We start from the raw sequence: 17,933 nt of genomic DNA, 5'->3' as shown, positions 1-17,933 counted from the left end.
ATGGCTGGATTAAGTGTCATCACGGTTAATGAAACGCCCTGTGCGGATCCGCACGCAGGGTGTTGGTGAAATACCCTTGGCTACCCGATTAGGCTTGTACATATTCAGATAACCACGCCTATTCATAAAAATAAAGTACTAAATAACCTAGCATCAATGTATACAAAAGTGATAAAAACGAATGGAATCATAACTGCTTTCAGAAAAAACAAACTATCCAACACCTCAGACATTTCATGTTTTTTTCTATTATATACAACCTTGACTTCGTTTCCTTCCGAATATTTATTATGCAACTCAGAAAGGTTGACTAAATTATTGCTACCTCGCTGCCCTCTTCCGATTTGGATTACAGGCGAAGAATAAATTTTGCCACCCACCTCATATTCATACACAAAAGAAGCTGAAAATTGACAATCAAAACCCTCATCGTAAACAACTTCTTGAATGATTCCTATAACTTGTTTTATTCCTAAAATAAATTTGAAATATTGAACAAGGGCATACCCTGACCAAATAGATAGAAAAAGGACTAAAATAAAAATTAAATTGAGCATATATGGCGAGAAATTATTTTAGCCTAACGACCGCTTCAGCCGCCGTAAAAAGAGGCGGAAAATTTGCGTCTTTTTGCAAATTTTGTGACGCTTTTTACGGTTGGCTGGAAGCGCTGGTTAGCTGATTTTTAAAATATAAACATTTCTTGAAGTGAACCACATAATTTAATCTGGATCTCCTCATCAAGAATACCTAGCTTCTTTATTAGGCGTGTTTTATCAACTGCTCTAATTTGATCTAACAGTATTAATCCGTTTTTACCTTTAAAGTTACATTCAACTCGGCAAGGAAATTCAAAACCCTTGCTTGTCATTGGAGCAACTAGCACTGTCGATAATGCAGACATCTCATTAGGAGAAATAATAACACAAGGACGAGTTTTATTAATTTCTTTGCCTTGTGTTGGGTTAAGACCAACAAGCCATATGTCAAACCGATGAATACTGGAAACTACCATTCTAATTCATCTTCATTTGTTAATTCAGCATCAAGCCACTCACTATCCATTAACTCTTTTCCATGAGAGGCAAATATTGTATTAATAGAGTTAGCCCAACCTTTCCTTGCTTCTTTAATAGGAGCAATAAAAAGACCACCATTCAGCACTTCAAATTTAAGCTCTTTTCCTTCAAGCTCAGCTTGCTCTATCAGTGGTTTAGGTATTCTAACGCCTTGAGAGTTACCAATTCTAACTAAGTGAGCCATAAGAACTCCAATAACAAAAGAAGTAGTAATTATAATGTAACTACTTCTTTCTTGCAAGAAATTTTATTCTCTGCTCTTGTAACCCAGTGGACTTATTCGTTCTAATTTAACGATTAATTCACATTTATACTAAATTTTTCACTTGAAGCTAACGCCAAAATAAGCGGCGGATAAAAGGGGCGCAAATTTTGTGACGCTTTTATCCGATCAAGGTAGAACAGCCAGTTACCCGACTGCCCCCTCACAGATCCCTGCGTGCGGAATTACCGCACAAGGCTCTTCAAAACTGCTCGCTTTGCACACGGCTATGCCGCTTTATTTGCTATTCCCCGCAGTGAGGTTTGCTCCCTAATTCCGACCCTTCATGTTCGGTAGGAGTTTCCTTTGCAGGCTACACAGTTTTGTACATCCCTTCCCCATGTACGCGGCTTTCCCGCGCTCAGAGTACTATGAATGTATCTGACTCCCCTACCGTCATCAGCCATCCTTCTTTTAGTTGGGTAAGCTTACCTGAGCATCAAGATTTGGTTTAGACAACTTATCTTAAATTGCAGGAACAGTAAGGGTCTCACAAGTTCTCATCATTTCTCTCTATACATGTCACGCCCTACGACACCGACAAACCTTCCAGAGTCTAACCAAAATGACTCCTTAGTATAGGCTTCCATTAGGGGTATAATGTCGCCGTTTGCTTTGTGAATATAACGATGCTGAAATAGCTTCAGGAACGTGCAAGTCCCTAATTTATTTTTTAATAATTCTAAACAGCGTCATCCCTTGATTGGTGATTTTGGAATTAGCTCTTACCTTGAAAAAAGTGTCAATATTCATCATACACAAACAGCGGCTAATTTAACCTTAGATTATGCCGCCCCCGAATTGTTAGACGGGCATGAAGTGAGCGCAAAAACTGATTATTATAGTTTAGGGATTACCCTGTTGCATTTATTGCGGGGGCGTTCACCCTTTTATGGGCTTAATAAAAATGATGTTTTAGTCAGTCATTTACGTGGACGCGTTTCATTGCCTGATAATTTATCGCTCGATTTTCATCAATTACTTCGGGGTTTAACCTTACCCAATTCAGAGGATCGTTGGGGTTATAACGAAGTGTTAGGCTGGTTGCGAGGTGAACATGTTGCGTTGCATTTAGATAGTTTGCAAAATGCGGATCCAAATAAAGGGACGAAACCGTATCCAGGGTATCCTCAAGTACGCACGGCGCAGGCTCTGGCCTCAAGTTTAGATCGGTTTGATGCGTTCAAACAATTGCAACGGGGGGATATTCGTCGTTGGATTTTTGATAATATAAACCAAAATTTGGCGGAAGAAATTGAAGCCTGCTTTGAGGGTATAGCTGGAGTTGCAGGATACAGTGTACATGCGATTATGCTCAAACACAAAACATTTCCTCTTCAGATTTTAATTTTATTTTGATAAGAAACGCCACAGGATTGATTAATCCCATTTTTCCAGTTTTATAAGTTCCCAAGTCCATAAAGGTACGATTACCCAAGGTCGTTATCTCATCAACGATGGTATGCCCATGAAAAACATGATCAATATTTTCAACAGGCAGTATCCGTGCGTGTACTTCATCTGAACCCGTTACCTGTCCTTTGTTATGTAATATGCTTCGGGTTAATGGCGTTGCCGTGCTATTGTCTTTTTGGGCTTTAGCCAAAAGTGTTGACTTTACCGCTCTCCAGTCACAGATCTCAGGTAATTGTGCATGAAGCAGACCGACTTTTTTACCATCGCTAAGTATTAATTCAATCGCCATCGGTAAGTCAACCATCGCGTGGTAATAGGGGGCTACGGTTTGTTTATCCTGACGACTGATCCAACTACCGCCCCAAAGGTTCCATTCTGTCAACATCGCCGCATCTTCCATCCCACTTTCAAAGGCTTCAATCAACATTAATTCATGATTGCCAAGCACGGCGTGAAACCAAGGTTTAGCCAAATAGTCACACACCCGATGTGATTGCGTACCGTGATCAATTAAATCACCCAACGCAAATAAGCGGTCTTTTTTTGAATTAAAATTAACATGATTGAGCATTTCTTCAAGCAGGTCATAGTAACCATGAATATCAGAGCAAATAAAATCTTTCCCCATGCGGTTGGGGGTAAAAGTAGCAATTTTCATTTATAGGTTACTCAGAGGGGTGAATAAATTAATCTTTCATTTAAAAAAATGACCTCACGCTTTCGATTTAAGTGTTATATTTTTTGGCTTTTTTGATTCTATCACCGTTCATAAAGTCATTTTAAAACAACGTATCATACAGAATTTTATGGGGTATTTATTTATTACAATGCTATAAAATAAAGGTAAATTCTCTATTCTGATCCACCTAAAAGCAAGAAAAACAATGACTGAAATTATAGCACGCAATGGTAACGAAACAATCCTTTAAGGCATCCACTTTAAATTTCAACGGGATAGTACCTGAGTTAGACCATGCTGGTATCAGCGTTTGGTATAGGATGCTTTACTTATAAACCCTACAACCGACAAACATGACAAATCCCATGCAATTCAAGACTAATATTTTTAGGTGTAAACACGTTTTGTTCTGCAATTTTATAAATGCCTTCAAAAATAGGCTGGGCTTCCACTTCGTCGGCTTGATGGCATTGATCGCAAATAAGTAAAATGGACTGATGTTCAAATTCAGGCTGTAAACATCCAACAAAAGCGTTTAATGATTCAATTTTATGAACTAATCCCGATTCTAATAAAAAATCTAAGGCTCTATAAATCGTGACAGGTTTTGCTTTCGGGTCTTTTAATTGCAAGGTTTCCAGTAAATCATAAGCGCCCACAGCTTTATGATTTAACCAGATTAATTCAAAAATATGCTTTCGGATGGGCGTTAAGCGAATATTTTTTTGCTGGCAGATTTTTTCTGCGGAATTTAACGCCTGAGTAATACAGCGTTGATGATTGTGTTGTGAAAATAATGCGTCTGTCATCTGAGTATGTTTAAAATTAATCCTTAAAAGCTTATTCTAAGCCCCAATTCAACCCCCCGTCCTGCTTCGGGGGCAAAATTTCGTAAAAAAGAGCTGGCATTGCGACTATTTTTATTAAGCAGGTTATTCCCTTTGGCAAACAAAATTAATTTACTGTGCTTAAAATCCATCTGATAGTGAGCCGCACTCGACAATAAAAAATAACCGCGTGTGTTACTCTCATGATCGCCCGCATGGTTTTGATTTTCAATACGAGTGAAACGCAGGTTTGCCGATAAATTTTGTTGATTATTATAATCAATTTGCACACCATAGCGTAAGGGCGGCTGTCTAGGAACGTCACCGCCCTCATCAAATGTAGCGCGGACATAATCGCCAAAAAGAGTTAAATCCATCGCGAGCTGTTCAGAATCCCAAACAGGAAATTGAATTTTAGACTCAAAACCATAAAAACGGGCATGGCTTTGGCGGGTTTCTAAAATAGATAAACACACGTCAGTCACTGAACAATTACTTTGAACGATTTCTGTCTCTAAATTAAAAAATTCGCCCTTATTATATTGATTTATATAATCTTTATTCCAACTATGAAACAAATTAAGCTCTGCGGAAACCCAGTCATAATCGGTTTTAAAGTTGAGTTCTAAATTATAAGCCGTTTCTACCGATAAATTGGCATTGCCTTTTTCATAACTATGAGTCGCAAAATGAACGCCTTGTGCAAATAATTCTTGTACATCGGGTGCGCGTTGAGCATAAGAAAAGCTTAAACCGACTGTATTTTCATCATCGACATCCCAAAGTGCCGAAGCCGAGGCACTCACAGGTGTATGTGTTTTTTTATCCCAACCTTCCGCTTGTATGGATTGTTGTTCGACACGAAAACCAAACTCATACGTCCAATTTTTATAAAAAATATTTTCAACCGCAAAAATACCGTAAGAAAGAATGTCAGAAGGCGGTACAAAGGCTTCTTCGCCCACAGCAGAAAACTGTTTTGATTGCATTTGAAAGCCTAGAACCCCTTGGTCAATGAATAAAAAAGGCTGATGTAATAATTCCACGCGCCCCTCAACCCCATCATTTTCAAAAGTCGTCCCCACCTCACCACTTTCTTCAATTTCATTGTGTTGATAATCATTAACCCCTAAACGAAGCTTTAAACTATCCACAAAAGCAAACGGCTGTTTTATTTCAGCTTTCATATCATAACGCGTCTGCGTTAAGGCAATACGAACCTCTTCGGCACTCGGTGGAATACCGTACTGATTATCCAAATAATTGACTGAAAAACCGATAAAGCCCCAATCATCCACCCATGATCCACCGACGGTTCCACTCCAACTTTCAGCATCACTATTCGCCATAAAACCATGACTATTAAACGCCCCTGCAACCGACTCATCAACCGCATTCCCAGCAATAGTAATATTATCACGCTGACGATAGAATCCATCCAAATGCCATGCAAACTTCCCTGAACTGCCATCATGCTTTAAAACACTACTGGTTTCATTGGAGACACTGTTAAAACGCTGCTCTAAAGCTGTTTCCAGTGATTTTTTTAAACGATCAGGAATTCGGTTATCCAAAACATTCACAATTCCACCAATTGCGCCACTGCCATAAAGTAAGGTGGCAGGCCCTCGCAAAACTTCAATTCGATCCGCTAACAAAGGCTCTGTACTATTCGCATGGTCGGGGCTTAGATTAGAAACATCCAAACTTCCTAGGCCATTTTGTAAGACTCGAACCCTAGAGCCTGTTTGTCCACGAATCACAGGTTGCCCAACGCCAGCACCAAAAGAGGCATTATGAATTCCCAGTTCGTGTTTAAGCGTATCCCCAATGCTATTGCCTGTTTTTAATCGAAGTGCGTCCCCTTCAAGAATATTAATCGGTAAAACAGTCGCCGCTTTTTTTTGCATTAAAGGCGAGGAGACGACAACATCCTCTAATTGTAAAGGGTCTTTCTCGGATGCAAAAATAAAAGAAGGGAGCAGAATCAAAAAAATAAAAAATTTCATGGCAATAGTTAATTTATGTAATATTATATGTAATGTTATATTATTACATAAATTTTCTTTAAAAGAACACTAAAATGTTCGAGCCTCTTTATTCAAAATTGCAGCTTATTGTTGGTTTATATGTTGAATCATAAAGACAGTCAGGCTCACATTTTTTGCTTATGCTTCGGTATATGGCAATTTAAATCCTTGATATTGTTCTACTAAATAATAATTCACACCTGAAATATCGACTAAATCCCCTTTGGATAATTCGCATATTTCAGCAATAATTTCATCAAAATCATTAGGAAAGGACATTTTTCACCCTTACTCAAATTATTGCGTTAACCCATTAAAAGTAGCTAAATCAATCTTTTTTTATCTAAATTACACGGCTTGTGCAAATAGGGTGACTCTAAGATTAATCACCATTAATGGGACTCCCCTATTTTCTTGAGCTTTATTAAACTGCCAACATATAAAGAGCATTTATAATCTGAAACCGCCTTAAGTTAATATTAATTTTATAAATAATTCGCATAAAAAAAGGGTCAAATTAATGACCCTTTTTTATTAACAGGAAAACGGTTTAAATAAATTACGCGTCTTCACTCTCAATTGCTTTCATGCTCAGTCTTACTCGACCTTGACGATCAATTTCTAAAACTTTTACTTTAACCACTTCCCCTTCGGTTAATTTATCACTTACTTTCTCAACACGCTCTTCAGAAATTTGTGAAATATGAACCAACCCATCTTTACCTGGCAAAATAGTTACAAATGCCCCAAAGTCCATTAATCGAGCGACTTTACCTTCGTAAATTTTCCCAACTTCAACTTCAGCCGTAATCTCAACAATAATACGTTTCGCTTCTTCACCCGCAGCTTTATCAACCGAAGCAATTTTAACGATACCATCATCCGTTAAATCAACACTGGCCCCTGTTTGTTCTGTAATGCCTCGAATAGTGGCCCCGCCTTTACCAATAACTTCTCTAATTTTACTCGGATCAATTTTAAAGGTAATAATACGTGGCGCGTAATCCGACATCTCTTCACGCGTTTCAGATAAGGCTTTGTTCATTTCATCTAAAATATATAAACGTCCCTCTTTAGCTTGCGCTAAGGCCGCTTTCATAATTTCAGAGGTAATCCCATCAATTTTAATGTCCATTTGCAAGGCCGTGATTCCATCTTTAGACCCTGCTACTTTAAAATCCATATCCCCTAAGTGATCTTCATCACCCATGATGTCCGATAAAACAGCAAAATCATCGCCTTCTTTAATCAAACCCATTGCAATACCTGCAACTGGAGCTTGTAAAGGAACGCCTGCATCCATCAGAGCTAAACTACTTCCACAAACAGAGGCCATTGAACTTGAACCATTTGATTCTGTAATCTCAGAGACCAGTCGAATGACATAAGGAAATTCATCCATATCCGGTAAAACAGCTTGTACACCGCGTTTAGCTAAACGACCATGTCCTATTTCTCTACGTTTAGGTGACCCTACAAAGCCTGTTTCACCGACACAATAAGGAGGAAAATTATAATGTAACATGAAGTTATCTTTATATTCTCCCGCTAAGGCATCAATAATTTGAGCATCACGCGCCGTTCCTAAGGTTGCGACTACAATGGCTTGAGTCTCTCCACGGGTAAATAAAGCAGAACCGTGTGTTCTCGGTAAAATACCCGTTTTGATGCTAATCGGTCTAACCGTTGATAAGTCACGGCCATCAATACGTTTGCTTTCTTGTAAAATTGAACTACGAACCACTGTTTTTTCTAACTGTTCAATAATATCTCGAATAGCTTTTTCGCTGTATTGCTCATCTATAGTTAATTTTTCAACAATCGTATTTCGGATTGTTTTTAACGTTTCTTGTCTGACTAATTTTTCAGCAATTTTATAAGCGGCTTTAACATCTGCTTCAATTTCAGAAATAACTAAATTTTCTAAAGTACTATCAACCTCAGTAGCCACCCAGTCTATGCGTGATTTACCGACTTCCGTAGCAAATTCATTAATGGCATCAATCGCAACTTGCATTTTTTGATGACCAAATAAAACCGCGTCTAACATGACTTCTTCAGATAAGCATTCCGCTTCTGATTCCACCATTAAAACAGCATCTTTTGTTCCTGCAACCACTAGTTGTAGTTGAGATTCGTCAAGCTCAGAAACAATCGGGTTTAATAAGTACTCACCCTCTTTATAACCAATCGTTGCCGCGCCAATAGGACCATTAAAAGGAAGCCCTGAAATGGTTAACGCCGCTGATGTGCCTAATAAGGCTGGAATTTCAGGATCAACATCAGGATTTAATGACATCACCGTAATAATGATTTGTACTTCGTTCACATAACCTTCTGGAAACAAAGGTCTAACAGGACGATCAATTAAACGCGAAGTTAAGGTTTCTTTTTCAGTCGGACGACCTTCTCGTTTAAAAAATCCTCCTGGAATTTTTCCTGCCGCATACGCTTTTTCTTGATAATTAACCGTTAATGGAAAAAAATCACTGCCTTTTTCATTTTTTTTACTAACAACGGAAACTAATAACGAGGTGCCTTCGACATTAACCATGACTGCGGCATCGGCTTGACGTGCAATTTCACCTGTTTCTAAAATAATCAGTTGGTCGCCGTATTGAAATTCTTTCCTGATAGGGTTCACTATGAGGTTTCCTTATTAAGGGTTGTTTAAAAAAAAACAGGCTTGTTTACATCATACTTGTAATGCGCGTAACGCAATCATTACTCATGTATGCTATAAACAAACCTATATTATTCATTTTAAAATAATTAATAAAAACAGCACGTATTCCGTGCCAATTTTTAAACTATTTATTATTTACGTAAACCAAGACGAGCAATCAATGCACGGTAACGTTCTACGTTTTTTCTCTTTAAGTAATCAAGCATTTTACGACGCTGATTAACCATGCGTAATAATCCACGACGAGAATGGTTATCTTTTTTATGCTCAGCAAAATGAGGCGCTAAATGGGTAATGTGGGCTGTTAATAAAGCCACTTGTACTTCAGCTGATCCTGTATCGGTATCAGATAGACGATATTCTTCAATAACAGCTTGTTTTTGTTCAGTTGTAAAAGGCACTTTTAATCCCTATAGATTTAAAGGTTTAAAAAAAATCATTCGTTATCGAATGACCAAGAGGATGATACTCCACAATAGGGCGTAGAAATCACACGTTATGATAAATTAAATAGTTTTTTCGGCGCAAGGTGTCCATCCACGGACATTTCACCCAAACCCAAAAAACACTGTTGATTATACATCCTTACTTTCCCTAATAAAGAATATTTTGTACTTATGGCTTGCCCTAATCGAATTGCATGAGTTTGAGTTTCAGAGAGTTCGACTTTAGGTATTGATTTTAAAGGTAAATCAACCGACAACAAACAATTTTTTAAAGTCACTTGATCCATAGCGGCTAATTGCTCAAGGGTATAACTCGCATCAATTATGAATTGCCCTGCTTGTAATCGCCGTAACGTTTTAACACTGGCAACCGTTTTCAACTGCTGCCCAATATCTTCCGCTAAGGAGCGAATATAGGTTCCTTTTGAACAAAAAACCTCTAAGGTTAAGGTTTCTTTAGTAAAGGAGAGGAGTTTAAGCTCAAAAATAGTGATTTTTCGGGCTTTACGTTCGATGGTAATACCTGCACGCGCTAATTCATAAAGTTTTTTACCTTCATGTTTTAACGCGGAGTACATAGGAGGGACTTGTTCGATTTCACCTGTAAATAAAGATAAACACAAGTCAAGTTGTTTGGTTGATAACTCAGGAATGGAGTGGGTCTCAATTATTTCCCCTTCTAAGTCACCCGTTTCCGTTAATATCCCCAGTTGAATTTCAACGTGATAACGCTTATGAGAATCGAGCATGAGTGCCGATACTTTAGTGGCTTCTCCAAAACACAACGGAAGTAACCCCGTAGCGAGCGGATCTAAACTCCCTGTATGGCCTGCTTTATTCGCATTAAATAAGCGTCTCACTTCTTGCAAGGCTCGATTAGACGAAACCCCTAAACGTTTATCAAGCAGCAAAATTCCATGAATATTAAGCCCTGATTTTCGTTTTGACATAACTACGTTTTATCTTCCAAGGGTTTAACCTCGTGTAATAATTCATTGACACGCATCCCTGTATCAAACGAATCATCATAAATAAAACGTAATTCTGAAATATGCCGTAAACGCATCCGTTTAGCAAGATAGTGACGAATAACAGGAACAAGTTCGTTAAGCAACTTGATTTGCTTTTGTTTGGCCTCGTCATTTCCATTAAGCACGGTGATATAAATTTTAGCCATCGCTAAATCTTTACTCAAGGCGACTTCATTAATGGTAATAAAACCAAGGCGTGTATCCGCAATGTCACGCTGAAAAACCAGCGCGAGTTCTTTTTGAATCTGTGATGAAACTCGCGCACTACGACCAAATTCGCTTGCCATAAATTAAATTTCTCGCTTTACTTCAATACGTTCAAATACTTCGATTTGATCCCCTGTTTTGACATCATTGTAGTTTTTAACCCCAATACCACATTCCATGCCCATCTTAACTTCATTAACATCATCTTTAAAACGACGTAATGATTCCAGTTGACCTTCATAAATAACGACGTTATCACGCAATACCCGAATAGGTAAGTTACGTTTCACGATGCCGTCAATAACCATACAGCCTGCAATTGAACCAAACTTAGGCGAACGGAAAACATCACGAACTTCGGCCAGTCCCAAGATTTTTTCTTGAATATCAGGAGCCAGCATTCCATTAATCGAACGTTTTACTTCGTCAATCGCTTCATAGATAACACTGTAATAATGTAAATCAATATCTTTTTCGGCAATTAATTTACGCGAGGTACTATCCGCACGGACATTAAAGCCCATTAAGATCGCACCCGAGGCTAAGGCTAAGTTAACATCACCTTCATTAATACCCCCGACACCGCCATAAACACATTTAACATCGACTTCATCGGTTGATAATTTCACCAACGATTCGCGTAGTGCTTCAAGACTGCCTTGAACATCGGTTTTAATGACTAAGTTTAACGTTGAAGTCTCACCTGCGGCCATTTTAGCAAAAACTTCATCCAATTTCGCAGCTTGTTGTGCAGCGTGACGACTTAGTTTGTGCTTATCTTCACGATGTTCTGCAAGTTCCCGTGCGGTACGTTCATTTTTCACCACTAAGAATTCATCACCTGCATTCGGCGTGCCTGATAGACCTAATATTTCAACAGGGGCGCAAGGCCCAGCTTCTTTTATCAGTGTACTGGTTTCATCAAACATGGCACGAAGACGACCGTATTCATGTCCACATAGAATAATGTCGCCTTTCTTTAAGGTTCCTTTTTGAACTAGAATCGTTGCGACAGCACCGCGTCCTTTTTCAAGGCGTGATTCGACCACTAATCCCGAAGCCGTCCCTTCTATAGGTGCTTTTAATTCTAAAATTTCAGATTGTAAAATTAAGGCTTCAATAAGCTCATTAACGCCTTCACCTGTTTTTGCTGAGATTTTAAGAAACTGAGTATCGCCGCCCCATTCTTCAGGCACCACATTAATGATGGCTAATTCCTGCATTACTTTTTCAGGGTTCGCTTCAGGCTTATCAATTTTATTAATAGCGATAATAATAGGAACTTCAGCGGCTTTTGCATGTTCAACCGCTTCTTTCGTTTGTGGCATGACACCATCGTCAGCGGCAACAACAATAATAACAACATCGGTAATTTTAGCTCCACGCGCACGCATTGCTGTAAAAGCGGCATGTCCTGGGGTATCTAAAAATGTCACCGAGCCATGATCAGTTTTAACTTGATAGGCTCCGATATGTTGCGTAATTCCGCCCGCTTCGCCTGCGGCAACGCGTGTTTTTCTAATATAATCTAAAAGTGAAGTTTTTCCGTGATCGACATGCCCCATAATGGTTACGATAGGTGCGCGTGAAAAGTGCTCCCTACCATCGACTTCAACCACTTGTGATAACATTTCTTGCTCAATATCATCATCACTTTGAATAACGGGCTTATGCCCCATTTCTTCAACTAAAATAACCGCGGTTTCTTGATCAATACTTTGATTGATCGTCGCCATCAACCCAAGTTTCATTAATTGCTTAATGACTTCAGCCGCTTTTACGCTCATTTTCTGCGCTAATTCAGACACAATAATGCTTTCAGGAATAGCCACTTCCTTGATGGTAGGGGCCACAGGCATTTCAAACTGATGTTTAGTCTCAATAGCAGGATTAACCGCAGCTCGACCTTTTAATCGTCCTTTTTTACCTTTGCCTCCGCGTCCTTTACGACCTTTATCAGCCACAGCCGATTTAGTATTTTTATCGTTGCGCTTAGGTTCGGCGGCTTTATTTCGGTAACTCGGTTTCTTTTTTTCAGTCGTTGTTGTCGTCGTAGCAGCTTGTTGTTTAGCCGCTGCTATTTTTCTAACTTTTTCTGCATTACGTTCGACAGAGGCTTCTAAACGTTGCTTCCGTTCACGTTCCAATCGTTCTTTGTCATCTTCTTTCTTTTTCTCTAGCACTTTTTTCTGCTGCTCAGCATCCACTACAGGGTCTATTTTTTCAACGACTGATTTCGATTTTGTTTCTATATTCGTTTTTTTTCCGATAGCGTCCACCGTTGTTACGTCTGTTGTTTGTATGTCAACAGCTTTATTCTCTGCATTCGGATTCAATTCATCAGAACGTTTGACATAGGTTTTTTTCTTACGAACTTCAATAGAAATTGATTTCGTTGATTTACCAGAAATAGACGTTTGTTTGAGTTCACTTACTTTTCTGTGTTTCAATATCACCCGTTTAGGTGTATCCACACTATCGACACCGTCATTTTTACCATGTCGCTTACGCAAATGCGCTAATAATTTGTTTTTTTCACCTTCATCAACAATATCATCAGGGCGATTTACTTTTAGACCCGCTTCTTTTAGCTGCTCTAATAAACGATCAAGAGGAATTTTAACAACCTCTGCTAATTGTCGTACCGTTTGGTTACTCATTTTCCCCCCCTTTTTCTTGGCTATTTTCTACCGCAAACCATCGTTCACGCGCTTTCATAATTAAGGCTCCTGCTCGTGATTCATCCATGCTCGTAAACTTTAACAGGTCATAAATAGCTTGATCTGCTAAATCATTGAGAGTGATAATTCCCTCACTCGCCATCTCATAAGCTAATTTCTCATCCATGCCCGCCATCGTTAATAAATCATCGGCAGGTGTTGCTGTTTCAATTTTTTCTTCAGAGGTAATGGCATTAATAAGTAACGCATCTTTTGCACGATCCTTTAATAATTCAACCAGTTCTGCATCAAAACCGTCAATCTCTAGCATTTCATCCATAGGAACATAGGCTATTTCTTCCACGCTATTAAACCCGACTTCGGCTAAAATAATTGCAATGTCAGCATCAACAGCCAGTTGATCCATAAAAATATTTTTAACCGTATCTATCTCGGCTTCTGCATCCTCTTCAACTTTGGAAACATCTAAAACATTTAGTTCCCAACCGGTTAATTCGGTTGCTAATCGTACGTTTTGTCCGCCGCGTCCAATCGCCTGAGATAAATTATCGGTTGCAACTGCAACATCCATACTGTGCTTATCTTCATCCACCACAATGGATTCTATTTCAGCAGGTGACATCGCATTAATAACAAATTGAGCTTCATTATTATTCCATAAAATAATATCCACTCGCTCACCTGATAATTCATTGGTAATCGCCTGTACCCGTGAGCCTCGCATTCCGACACACGCTCCGACAGGATCTAATCGTGGATCATAACTTCTAACGGCAATTTTAGCGCGTGAACCTGGATCGCGTGCTGCGGCTAAGACTTCGATTAAACCTTCACCGACTTCGGGAACTTCAAGTCGAAATAAAGCCACAAGAAGTTCAGATGAGGTTCGACTGACAAATAATTGAGGCCCTCGGGGTTCTAAACGGACTTCTTTTAGATACCCTCGAATTCTATCGCCAGTACGAATAGATTCTCTAGGAATCATATCATCTTTAGCAATATAAGCTTCTACATGTCCCCCTAAATCAAGATAAAGACTGCCTTTCTCAATTCGTTTAACAACGCCTGTAACTAACTCACCCACACGATCTTCATAGGCTTCAACAATTTTTTGACGTTCAGCTTCACGTACTTTTTGAATAATAACTTGTTTGGCTGTTTGTGCTGCAATTCGACAAAATTGGGCGGATTCGATTTCTTCTTCAACGAAATCACCGACTTCAATGTCTGCATCATCTAATTGAGCCACTTCAAGCAAAACTTGCCAACTAGGAAAAGCAACATCACCATCAACTTCATCATTAGGCTCAACCACTTCCCAACATCGAAAGGTATCATAATCGCCCGACGTTCGATCAATCGCCACTCTGGCTTTAATTGGAAACGCATGACGTTTAATCGCGGATGCTTCTAACGCTGATTCAATCGCCTGAAATACAATTCCCTTATCAATGTCTTTTTCATTAGAAAAAACATCAACTACTAATAAAATTTCTTTATTTGACATGATGACCTCCTTTTTCAAGTATATATTGCGGCACAAGACGTGCTTTGCTCATCGCCGTAAATGGAATTTCAATAAGCTGAGTTTGATTGAGTTCTTGAAGAAAGATAATATCGCCTTCAACTTTATGAATGGATCCTGTTATTTTTCGACGTTTTTGAACCGGATTAAAGAGGTTTATTTCTACTGTGCTACCAATAAAACGTTCAAATTGCCCCACTTTAAAAAAGGGTCTGCTTTCGCCTGGCGAGGATACTTCTAAATGATAATTTGAAGAAATAGGATCTTCGACATCCATTGCGCCACTAATTTGATGGCTAACTTTAGTACAGTCCGTTACTAAAATACCCGCATCACTATCAATATAAATCCGTAATAAACCATTTTTTGGGTGTGGGTTGTAATCAATTCCAACACACTCATACCCAAGTCCCTCAACAATAGGTTCGATAAGATTCACTAAATGTTCAGGGGCTTGCTTCATTCGCTGGACTCACTTTATTTTACACAAAAAAAAAAGAGCCTAAAGGCCCTTCCATTGATGACGTATTGTTGTAACTTCTATTGTTTTCTAACCTTTAGAAAACAAAAAACCCCATAAATGGGGTTCTTTTAAATATGGTAGCGGGGGCAGGATTTGAACCTACGACCTTCGGGTTATGAGCCCGACGAGCTACCAAGCTGCTCCACCCCGCGATTGATTTGAGTTATTATAAAGACTTATTATAATTTAGCAAGTTTTTATTTTTTATTTTTATTAAAGTCCGTTATTATTTGAAATATCCTCTTAAGTTAAGTGCTTTTGTTATCTCTAGTTATCGTTTAAAATGCCCCCTTCTTAACCCGCCTATATAAATAGTGTAAAATGACCTTATGCAAGAAATAAATCCCATTAAAAACAAAATCGCTGATCTTAACCAACGCGGACAGGCCCTCAAAAAATATTTAGACTTTGACGTTAAAACTGAGCGCTTAGTGGAGGTTTTAAGAGAACTGGAAAACCCTGAAATTTGGAATCAACCCGAAAAAGCACAAGCATTAGGTAAAGAACGGGGATTATTAGAAATTATTATTAATACTATTCATGAGTTAGAACATGGTTTAGTCGATGCAAATGAATTATTAGCAATGGTGGTTGATGAAAATGATGAAGAAACCTTAGCGAGTATCGTTGTTGATTTAGATCAGTTTGAAAAAAAAGTAATGAATTTAGAATTTCAACGAATGTTTTCGGGGAAAATGGATGCGAATAATGCTTTTTTAGATATTCAATCAGGCTCTGGAGGCACGGAAGCACAGGATTGGGCGCAAATGTTGGAGCGAATGTTTTTACGTTGGGGCGAAAGAAAAGGCTTTAAAACGGAACTCATTGAGGAGTCTTCGGGAGAAGTCGCAGGTATTAAAAGCTGTACGATTAAATTTACGGGGGATTATGCCTTTGGTTGGTTACGAACTGAAATAGGCGTTCACCGTTTAGTCCGAAAATCCCCCTTTGATTCAGGAAGCCGTCGTCATACCTCATTTGCCGCGGTGTTTGTTTCCCCTGAAATTGATGATAATGTGACCATTGATATTAACCCCGCTGATTTAAGAATTGATGTTTATCGTGCGAGTGGTGCTGGTGGGCAGCATATTAATAAAACGGAATCAGCCGTACGAATAACCCATAACCCCTCTGGAACTGTGGTGCAATGTCAAAACGACCGCTCTCAGCATAAAAATAAAGAGACCGCGATGAAACAATTAAAGGCGAAACTTTATGAATTAGAAATGTTGAAGCGGAGTGAAAGCCAACAAGCAGTCGAGGAAACTAAATCCGATATAGGCTGGGGCAGTCAAATTCGTTCTTATGTGCTGGATCAATCACGGATTAAAGATTTACGCACACATGTTGAAACAGGGAACACTCAGGCTGTTTTAGATGGGGATTTAGATCCGTTTATTGAGGCGAGCTTAAAAGCAGGTTTGTAATTATTTTCGTTGGTAAAAAACCTAAAATTGTCAATTAATGACAAATTTTTAGGCTTGATTTTCATTACTAGTCGCTTAAAAAGGTTTCCCATTTCAATAAGGAAACTTAGCTTCCTTAAACTATTTTTATTTTTTAAATAACGCCATGTAACGTAAGGACACCCTACCTTAACAAACAAATTTCCTTATCTTTTTCACCTGATAATATAAATATAAATCAGTCGCTAAAAACAAAACCATCACACCCATAGTTTATTGATTTATAAGTTATTTTCATAAGAACAAGTCATTTTAGTGGCGTGTTTATCGACACGCTAACACTCGCTTATTTTTCACGTTGGTCTATTAATTGCTTTTATTTAAATAGTATAGAATGGCGTACTCTATTTAAATCATTTAATGATTGCGCTCTATTAAGAGAAGATTAAGATAAATAGACGAAAAAATCGAACCCACCTCTTAATTTACACTCGCTAACAATGACATTGATAATTTATCATGATACGGTTTAGCTACATTACACTTATAATCTGTTAATGCTTATGGATATTTTCAACAAAAAAATAGATGGACAGCAAGGGTTTACCTTGATTGAGTTGTTAATAACAATAACAATCATGTCAATTGTTATGTCAATTGGCTATCCAAGTTTTACAGGGGCTGTTAGGAATAGTCGCCTAACCACGAATGCGAATCAATTAATTGCCTCTCTAAATTTAGCACGAAGTGAAGCCATTAAACGCAATATGATGGTTTATATTCGACGGAAAGGCACTACGAGTAAAAATTGGAGTGAAGGTTGGGATATATTTATAGATGCTAATAATAATCAGATTTTTAATGAGGGTGTTGATACCTTATTAAAAACATATCCTCCGTTAGAAAATAATTATACACTGATGACAGGGGCTAACTTTAATGATTGGACGGCTTATTTACCCTCAGGGCTGAATAGTTCTTCAGGTAGTTTTTTAAATGATTCCTTTAGGTTATGCGCCACCGCTGGGGATACTATTAATTCTCGTCGAGTTGTGCTTAATGCCGTCGGGCGAGCGCGAATTTCTAGGGGGGATGTTTCGTCATGCCCCTAAACTTAACCTATTCAATTTTAACC

At 38.5% G+C, this 17,933-nt stretch carries 17 protein-coding genes and 1 tRNA gene; 3 read left to right on the top strand and 15 right to left on the bottom strand.

Going from position 1 to position 17,933, the window contains the following annotated elements:
* Positions 1-122: 122 nt before the first annotated feature.
* The 3 genes from Q9M50_10795 to Q9M50_10785 all read right to left on the bottom strand — a co-directional run bounded on the left by Q9M50_10795 (position 123) and on the right by Q9M50_10785 (position 1,263).
* The gene (locus Q9M50_10795) at positions 123-557 is read right to left on the bottom strand and encodes a hypothetical protein (GenBank protein ID MDQ7091112.1); all 435 of its coding nucleotides are present in this window, start codon (positions 555-557) and stop codon (positions 123-125) included.
* A gap of 128 nt (positions 558-685) precedes the next feature.
* On the bottom strand, positions 686-1,015 hold the full coding sequence (locus Q9M50_10790) for a type II toxin-antitoxin system PemK/MazF family toxin (protein ID MDQ7091111.1): 330 nt from the start codon (positions 1,013-1,015) through the stop codon (positions 686-688).
* The gene (locus tag Q9M50_10785; GenBank protein MDQ7091110.1) at positions 1,009-1,263 is read right to left on the bottom strand and encodes an AbrB/MazE/SpoVT family DNA-binding domain-containing protein; all 255 of its coding nucleotides are present in this window, start codon (positions 1,261-1,263) and stop codon (positions 1,009-1,011) included. Before Q9M50_10785 ends, Q9M50_10790 begins: the two co-directional genes overlap by 7 nt.
* A 729-nt stretch (positions 1,264-1,992) precedes the next feature.
* Between Q9M50_10785 and Q9M50_10780 the strand changes: the two genes are divergently transcribed.
* Positions 1,993-2,700, top strand: coding sequence for a protein kinase (locus tag Q9M50_10780; GenBank protein ID MDQ7091109.1), 708 nt, complete (start codon positions 1,993-1,995; stop codon positions 2,698-2,700).
* On the opposite strand, the gene Q9M50_10775 is transcribed toward Q9M50_10780, so the two are convergent.
* The 12 genes from Q9M50_10775 to Q9M50_10720 all read right to left on the bottom strand — a co-directional run bounded on the left by Q9M50_10775 (position 2,657) and on the right by Q9M50_10720 (position 15,544).
* Positions 2,657-3,415: a metallophosphoesterase gene (locus Q9M50_10775; GenBank protein MDQ7091108.1), complete on the bottom strand. Its 759-nt coding sequence runs from the start codon at positions 3,413-3,415 to the stop codon at positions 2,657-2,659. The genes Q9M50_10780 and Q9M50_10775 overlap by 44 nt on opposite strands.
* 359 nt (positions 3,416-3,774) lie before the next feature.
* Positions 3,775-4,245 carry a transcriptional repressor gene (locus Q9M50_10770; protein MDQ7091107.1) on the bottom strand — a complete coding sequence of 157 codons (471 nt, stop codon included), beginning with the start codon at positions 4,243-4,245 and terminating at the stop codon, positions 3,775-3,777.
* A gap of 23 nt (positions 4,246-4,268) precedes the next feature.
* Positions 4,269-6,272: a TonB-dependent receptor gene (locus Q9M50_10765; GenBank protein ID MDQ7091106.1), complete on the bottom strand. Its 2,004-nt coding sequence runs from the start codon at positions 6,270-6,272 to the stop codon at positions 4,269-4,271.
* 159 nt (positions 6,273-6,431) lie between these two features.
* Positions 6,432-6,572, bottom strand: a complete 141-nt coding sequence (locus Q9M50_10760; GenBank protein ID MDQ7091105.1) for a hypothetical protein — start codon at positions 6,570-6,572, stop codon at positions 6,432-6,434.
* 280 nt (positions 6,573-6,852) lie between these two features.
* Positions 6,853-8,940, bottom strand: a complete 2,088-nt coding sequence (gene pnp, locus Q9M50_10755; protein MDQ7091104.1) for a polyribonucleotide nucleotidyltransferase — start codon at positions 8,938-8,940, stop codon at positions 6,853-6,855.
* Between the two features lie 170 nt (positions 8,941-9,110).
* Positions 9,111-9,380, bottom strand: coding sequence for a 30S ribosomal protein S15 (gene rpsO, locus Q9M50_10750; protein ID MDQ7091103.1), 270 nt, complete (start codon positions 9,378-9,380; stop codon positions 9,111-9,113).
* A gap of 95 nt (positions 9,381-9,475) precedes the next feature.
* Positions 9,476-10,375 carry a tRNA pseudouridine(55) synthase TruB gene (gene truB, locus Q9M50_10745; protein ID MDQ7091102.1) on the bottom strand — a complete coding sequence of 300 codons (900 nt, stop codon included), beginning with the start codon at positions 10,373-10,375 and terminating at the stop codon, positions 9,476-9,478.
* Between the two features lie 2 nt (positions 10,376-10,377).
* On the bottom strand, positions 10,378-10,743 hold the full coding sequence (rbfA, locus tag Q9M50_10740; protein MDQ7091101.1) for a 30S ribosome-binding factor RbfA: 366 nt from the start codon (positions 10,741-10,743) through the stop codon (positions 10,378-10,380).
* Positions 10,744-10,746: 3 nt separating this feature from the next.
* Positions 10,747-13,323: a translation initiation factor IF-2 gene (infB, locus tag Q9M50_10735; GenBank protein ID MDQ7091100.1), complete on the bottom strand. Its 2,577-nt coding sequence runs from the start codon at positions 13,321-13,323 to the stop codon at positions 10,747-10,749.
* The gene (gene nusA, locus Q9M50_10730) at positions 13,316-14,851 is read right to left on the bottom strand and encodes a transcription termination factor NusA (protein MDQ7091099.1); all 1,536 of its coding nucleotides are present in this window, start codon (positions 14,849-14,851) and stop codon (positions 13,316-13,318) included. The genes infB and nusA overlap by 8 nt, the downstream gene beginning before the upstream one ends.
* On the bottom strand, positions 14,841-15,332 hold the full coding sequence (gene rimP, locus Q9M50_10725) for a ribosome maturation factor RimP (GenBank protein MDQ7091098.1): 492 nt from the start codon (positions 15,330-15,332) through the stop codon (positions 14,841-14,843). The genes nusA and rimP overlap by 11 nt, the downstream gene beginning before the upstream one ends.
* 135 nt (positions 15,333-15,467) lie before the next feature.
* Positions 15,468-15,544 (bottom strand) — tRNA-Met (locus Q9M50_10720).
* Positions 15,545-15,721: 177 nt separating this feature from the next.
* Between Q9M50_10720 and prfB the strand changes: the two genes are divergently transcribed.
* A complete protein-coding gene (gene prfB / locus Q9M50_10715) occupies positions 15,722-16,819 on the top strand; it encodes a peptide chain release factor 2 (protein MDQ7091097.1) in 1,098 nt (365 codons plus the stop codon).
* A gap of 542 nt (positions 16,820-17,361) precedes the next feature.
* Positions 17,362-17,910, top strand: coding sequence for a GspH/FimT family pseudopilin (locus tag Q9M50_10710; GenBank protein MDQ7091096.1), 549 nt, complete (start codon positions 17,362-17,364; stop codon positions 17,908-17,910).
* Positions 17,911-17,933: the final 23 nt, after the last annotated feature.

The sequence above is a fragment of the Methylococcales bacterium genome, from assembly GCA_030949405.1.
GTDB lineage: Bacteria > Pseudomonadota > Gammaproteobacteria > Methylococcales > Methylomonadaceae > WTBX01.
This window is presented reverse-complemented; position numbering and strand designations above follow the sequence as displayed.

Coding starts and splice junctions, on each gene's coding strand:
- Q9M50_10795 (MDQ7091112.1), bottom strand. CDS start 557: ATGCTCAATTTAATTTTTATTTTAGTCCTTTTTCTATCTATTTGGTCA.
- Q9M50_10790 (MDQ7091111.1), bottom strand. CDS start 1,015: ATGGTAGTTTCCAGTATTCATCGGTTTGACATATGGCTTGTTGGTCTT.
- Q9M50_10785 (MDQ7091110.1), bottom strand. CDS start 1,263: ATGGCTCACTTAGTTAGAATTGGTAACTCTCAAGGCGTTAGAATACCT.
- Q9M50_10775 (MDQ7091108.1), bottom strand. CDS start 3,415: ATGAAAATTGCTACTTTTACCCCCAACCGCATGGGGAAAGATTTTATT.
- Q9M50_10770 (MDQ7091107.1), bottom strand. CDS start 4,245: ATGACAGACGCATTATTTTCACAACACAATCATCAACGCTGTATTACT.
- Q9M50_10765 (MDQ7091106.1), bottom strand. CDS start 6,272: ATGAAATTTTTTATTTTTTTGATTCTGCTCCCTTCTTTTATTTTTGCA.
- Q9M50_10760 (MDQ7091105.1), bottom strand. CDS start 6,572: ATGTCCTTTCCTAATGATTTTGATGAAATTATTGCTGAAATATGCGAA.
- truB (MDQ7091102.1), bottom strand. CDS start 10,375: ATGTCAAAACGAAAATCAGGGCTTAATATTCATGGAATTTTGCTGCTT.
- rbfA (MDQ7091101.1), bottom strand. CDS start 10,743: ATGGCAAGCGAATTTGGTCGTAGTGCGCGAGTTTCATCACAGATTCAA.
- infB (MDQ7091100.1), bottom strand. CDS start 13,323: ATGAGTAACCAAACGGTACGACAATTAGCAGAGGTTGTTAAAATTCCT.
- nusA (MDQ7091099.1), bottom strand. CDS start 14,851: ATGTCAAATAAAGAAATTTTATTAGTAGTTGATGTTTTTTCTAATGAA.
- rimP (MDQ7091098.1), bottom strand. CDS start 15,332: ATGAAGCAAGCCCCTGAACATTTAGTGAATCTTATCGAACCTATTGTT.
- prfB (MDQ7091097.1), top strand. CDS start 15,722: ATGCAAGAAATAAATCCCATTAAAAACAAAATCGCTGATCTTAACCAA.
- Q9M50_10710 (MDQ7091096.1), top strand. CDS start 17,362: ATGGATATTTTCAACAAAAAAATAGATGGACAGCAAGGGTTTACCTTG.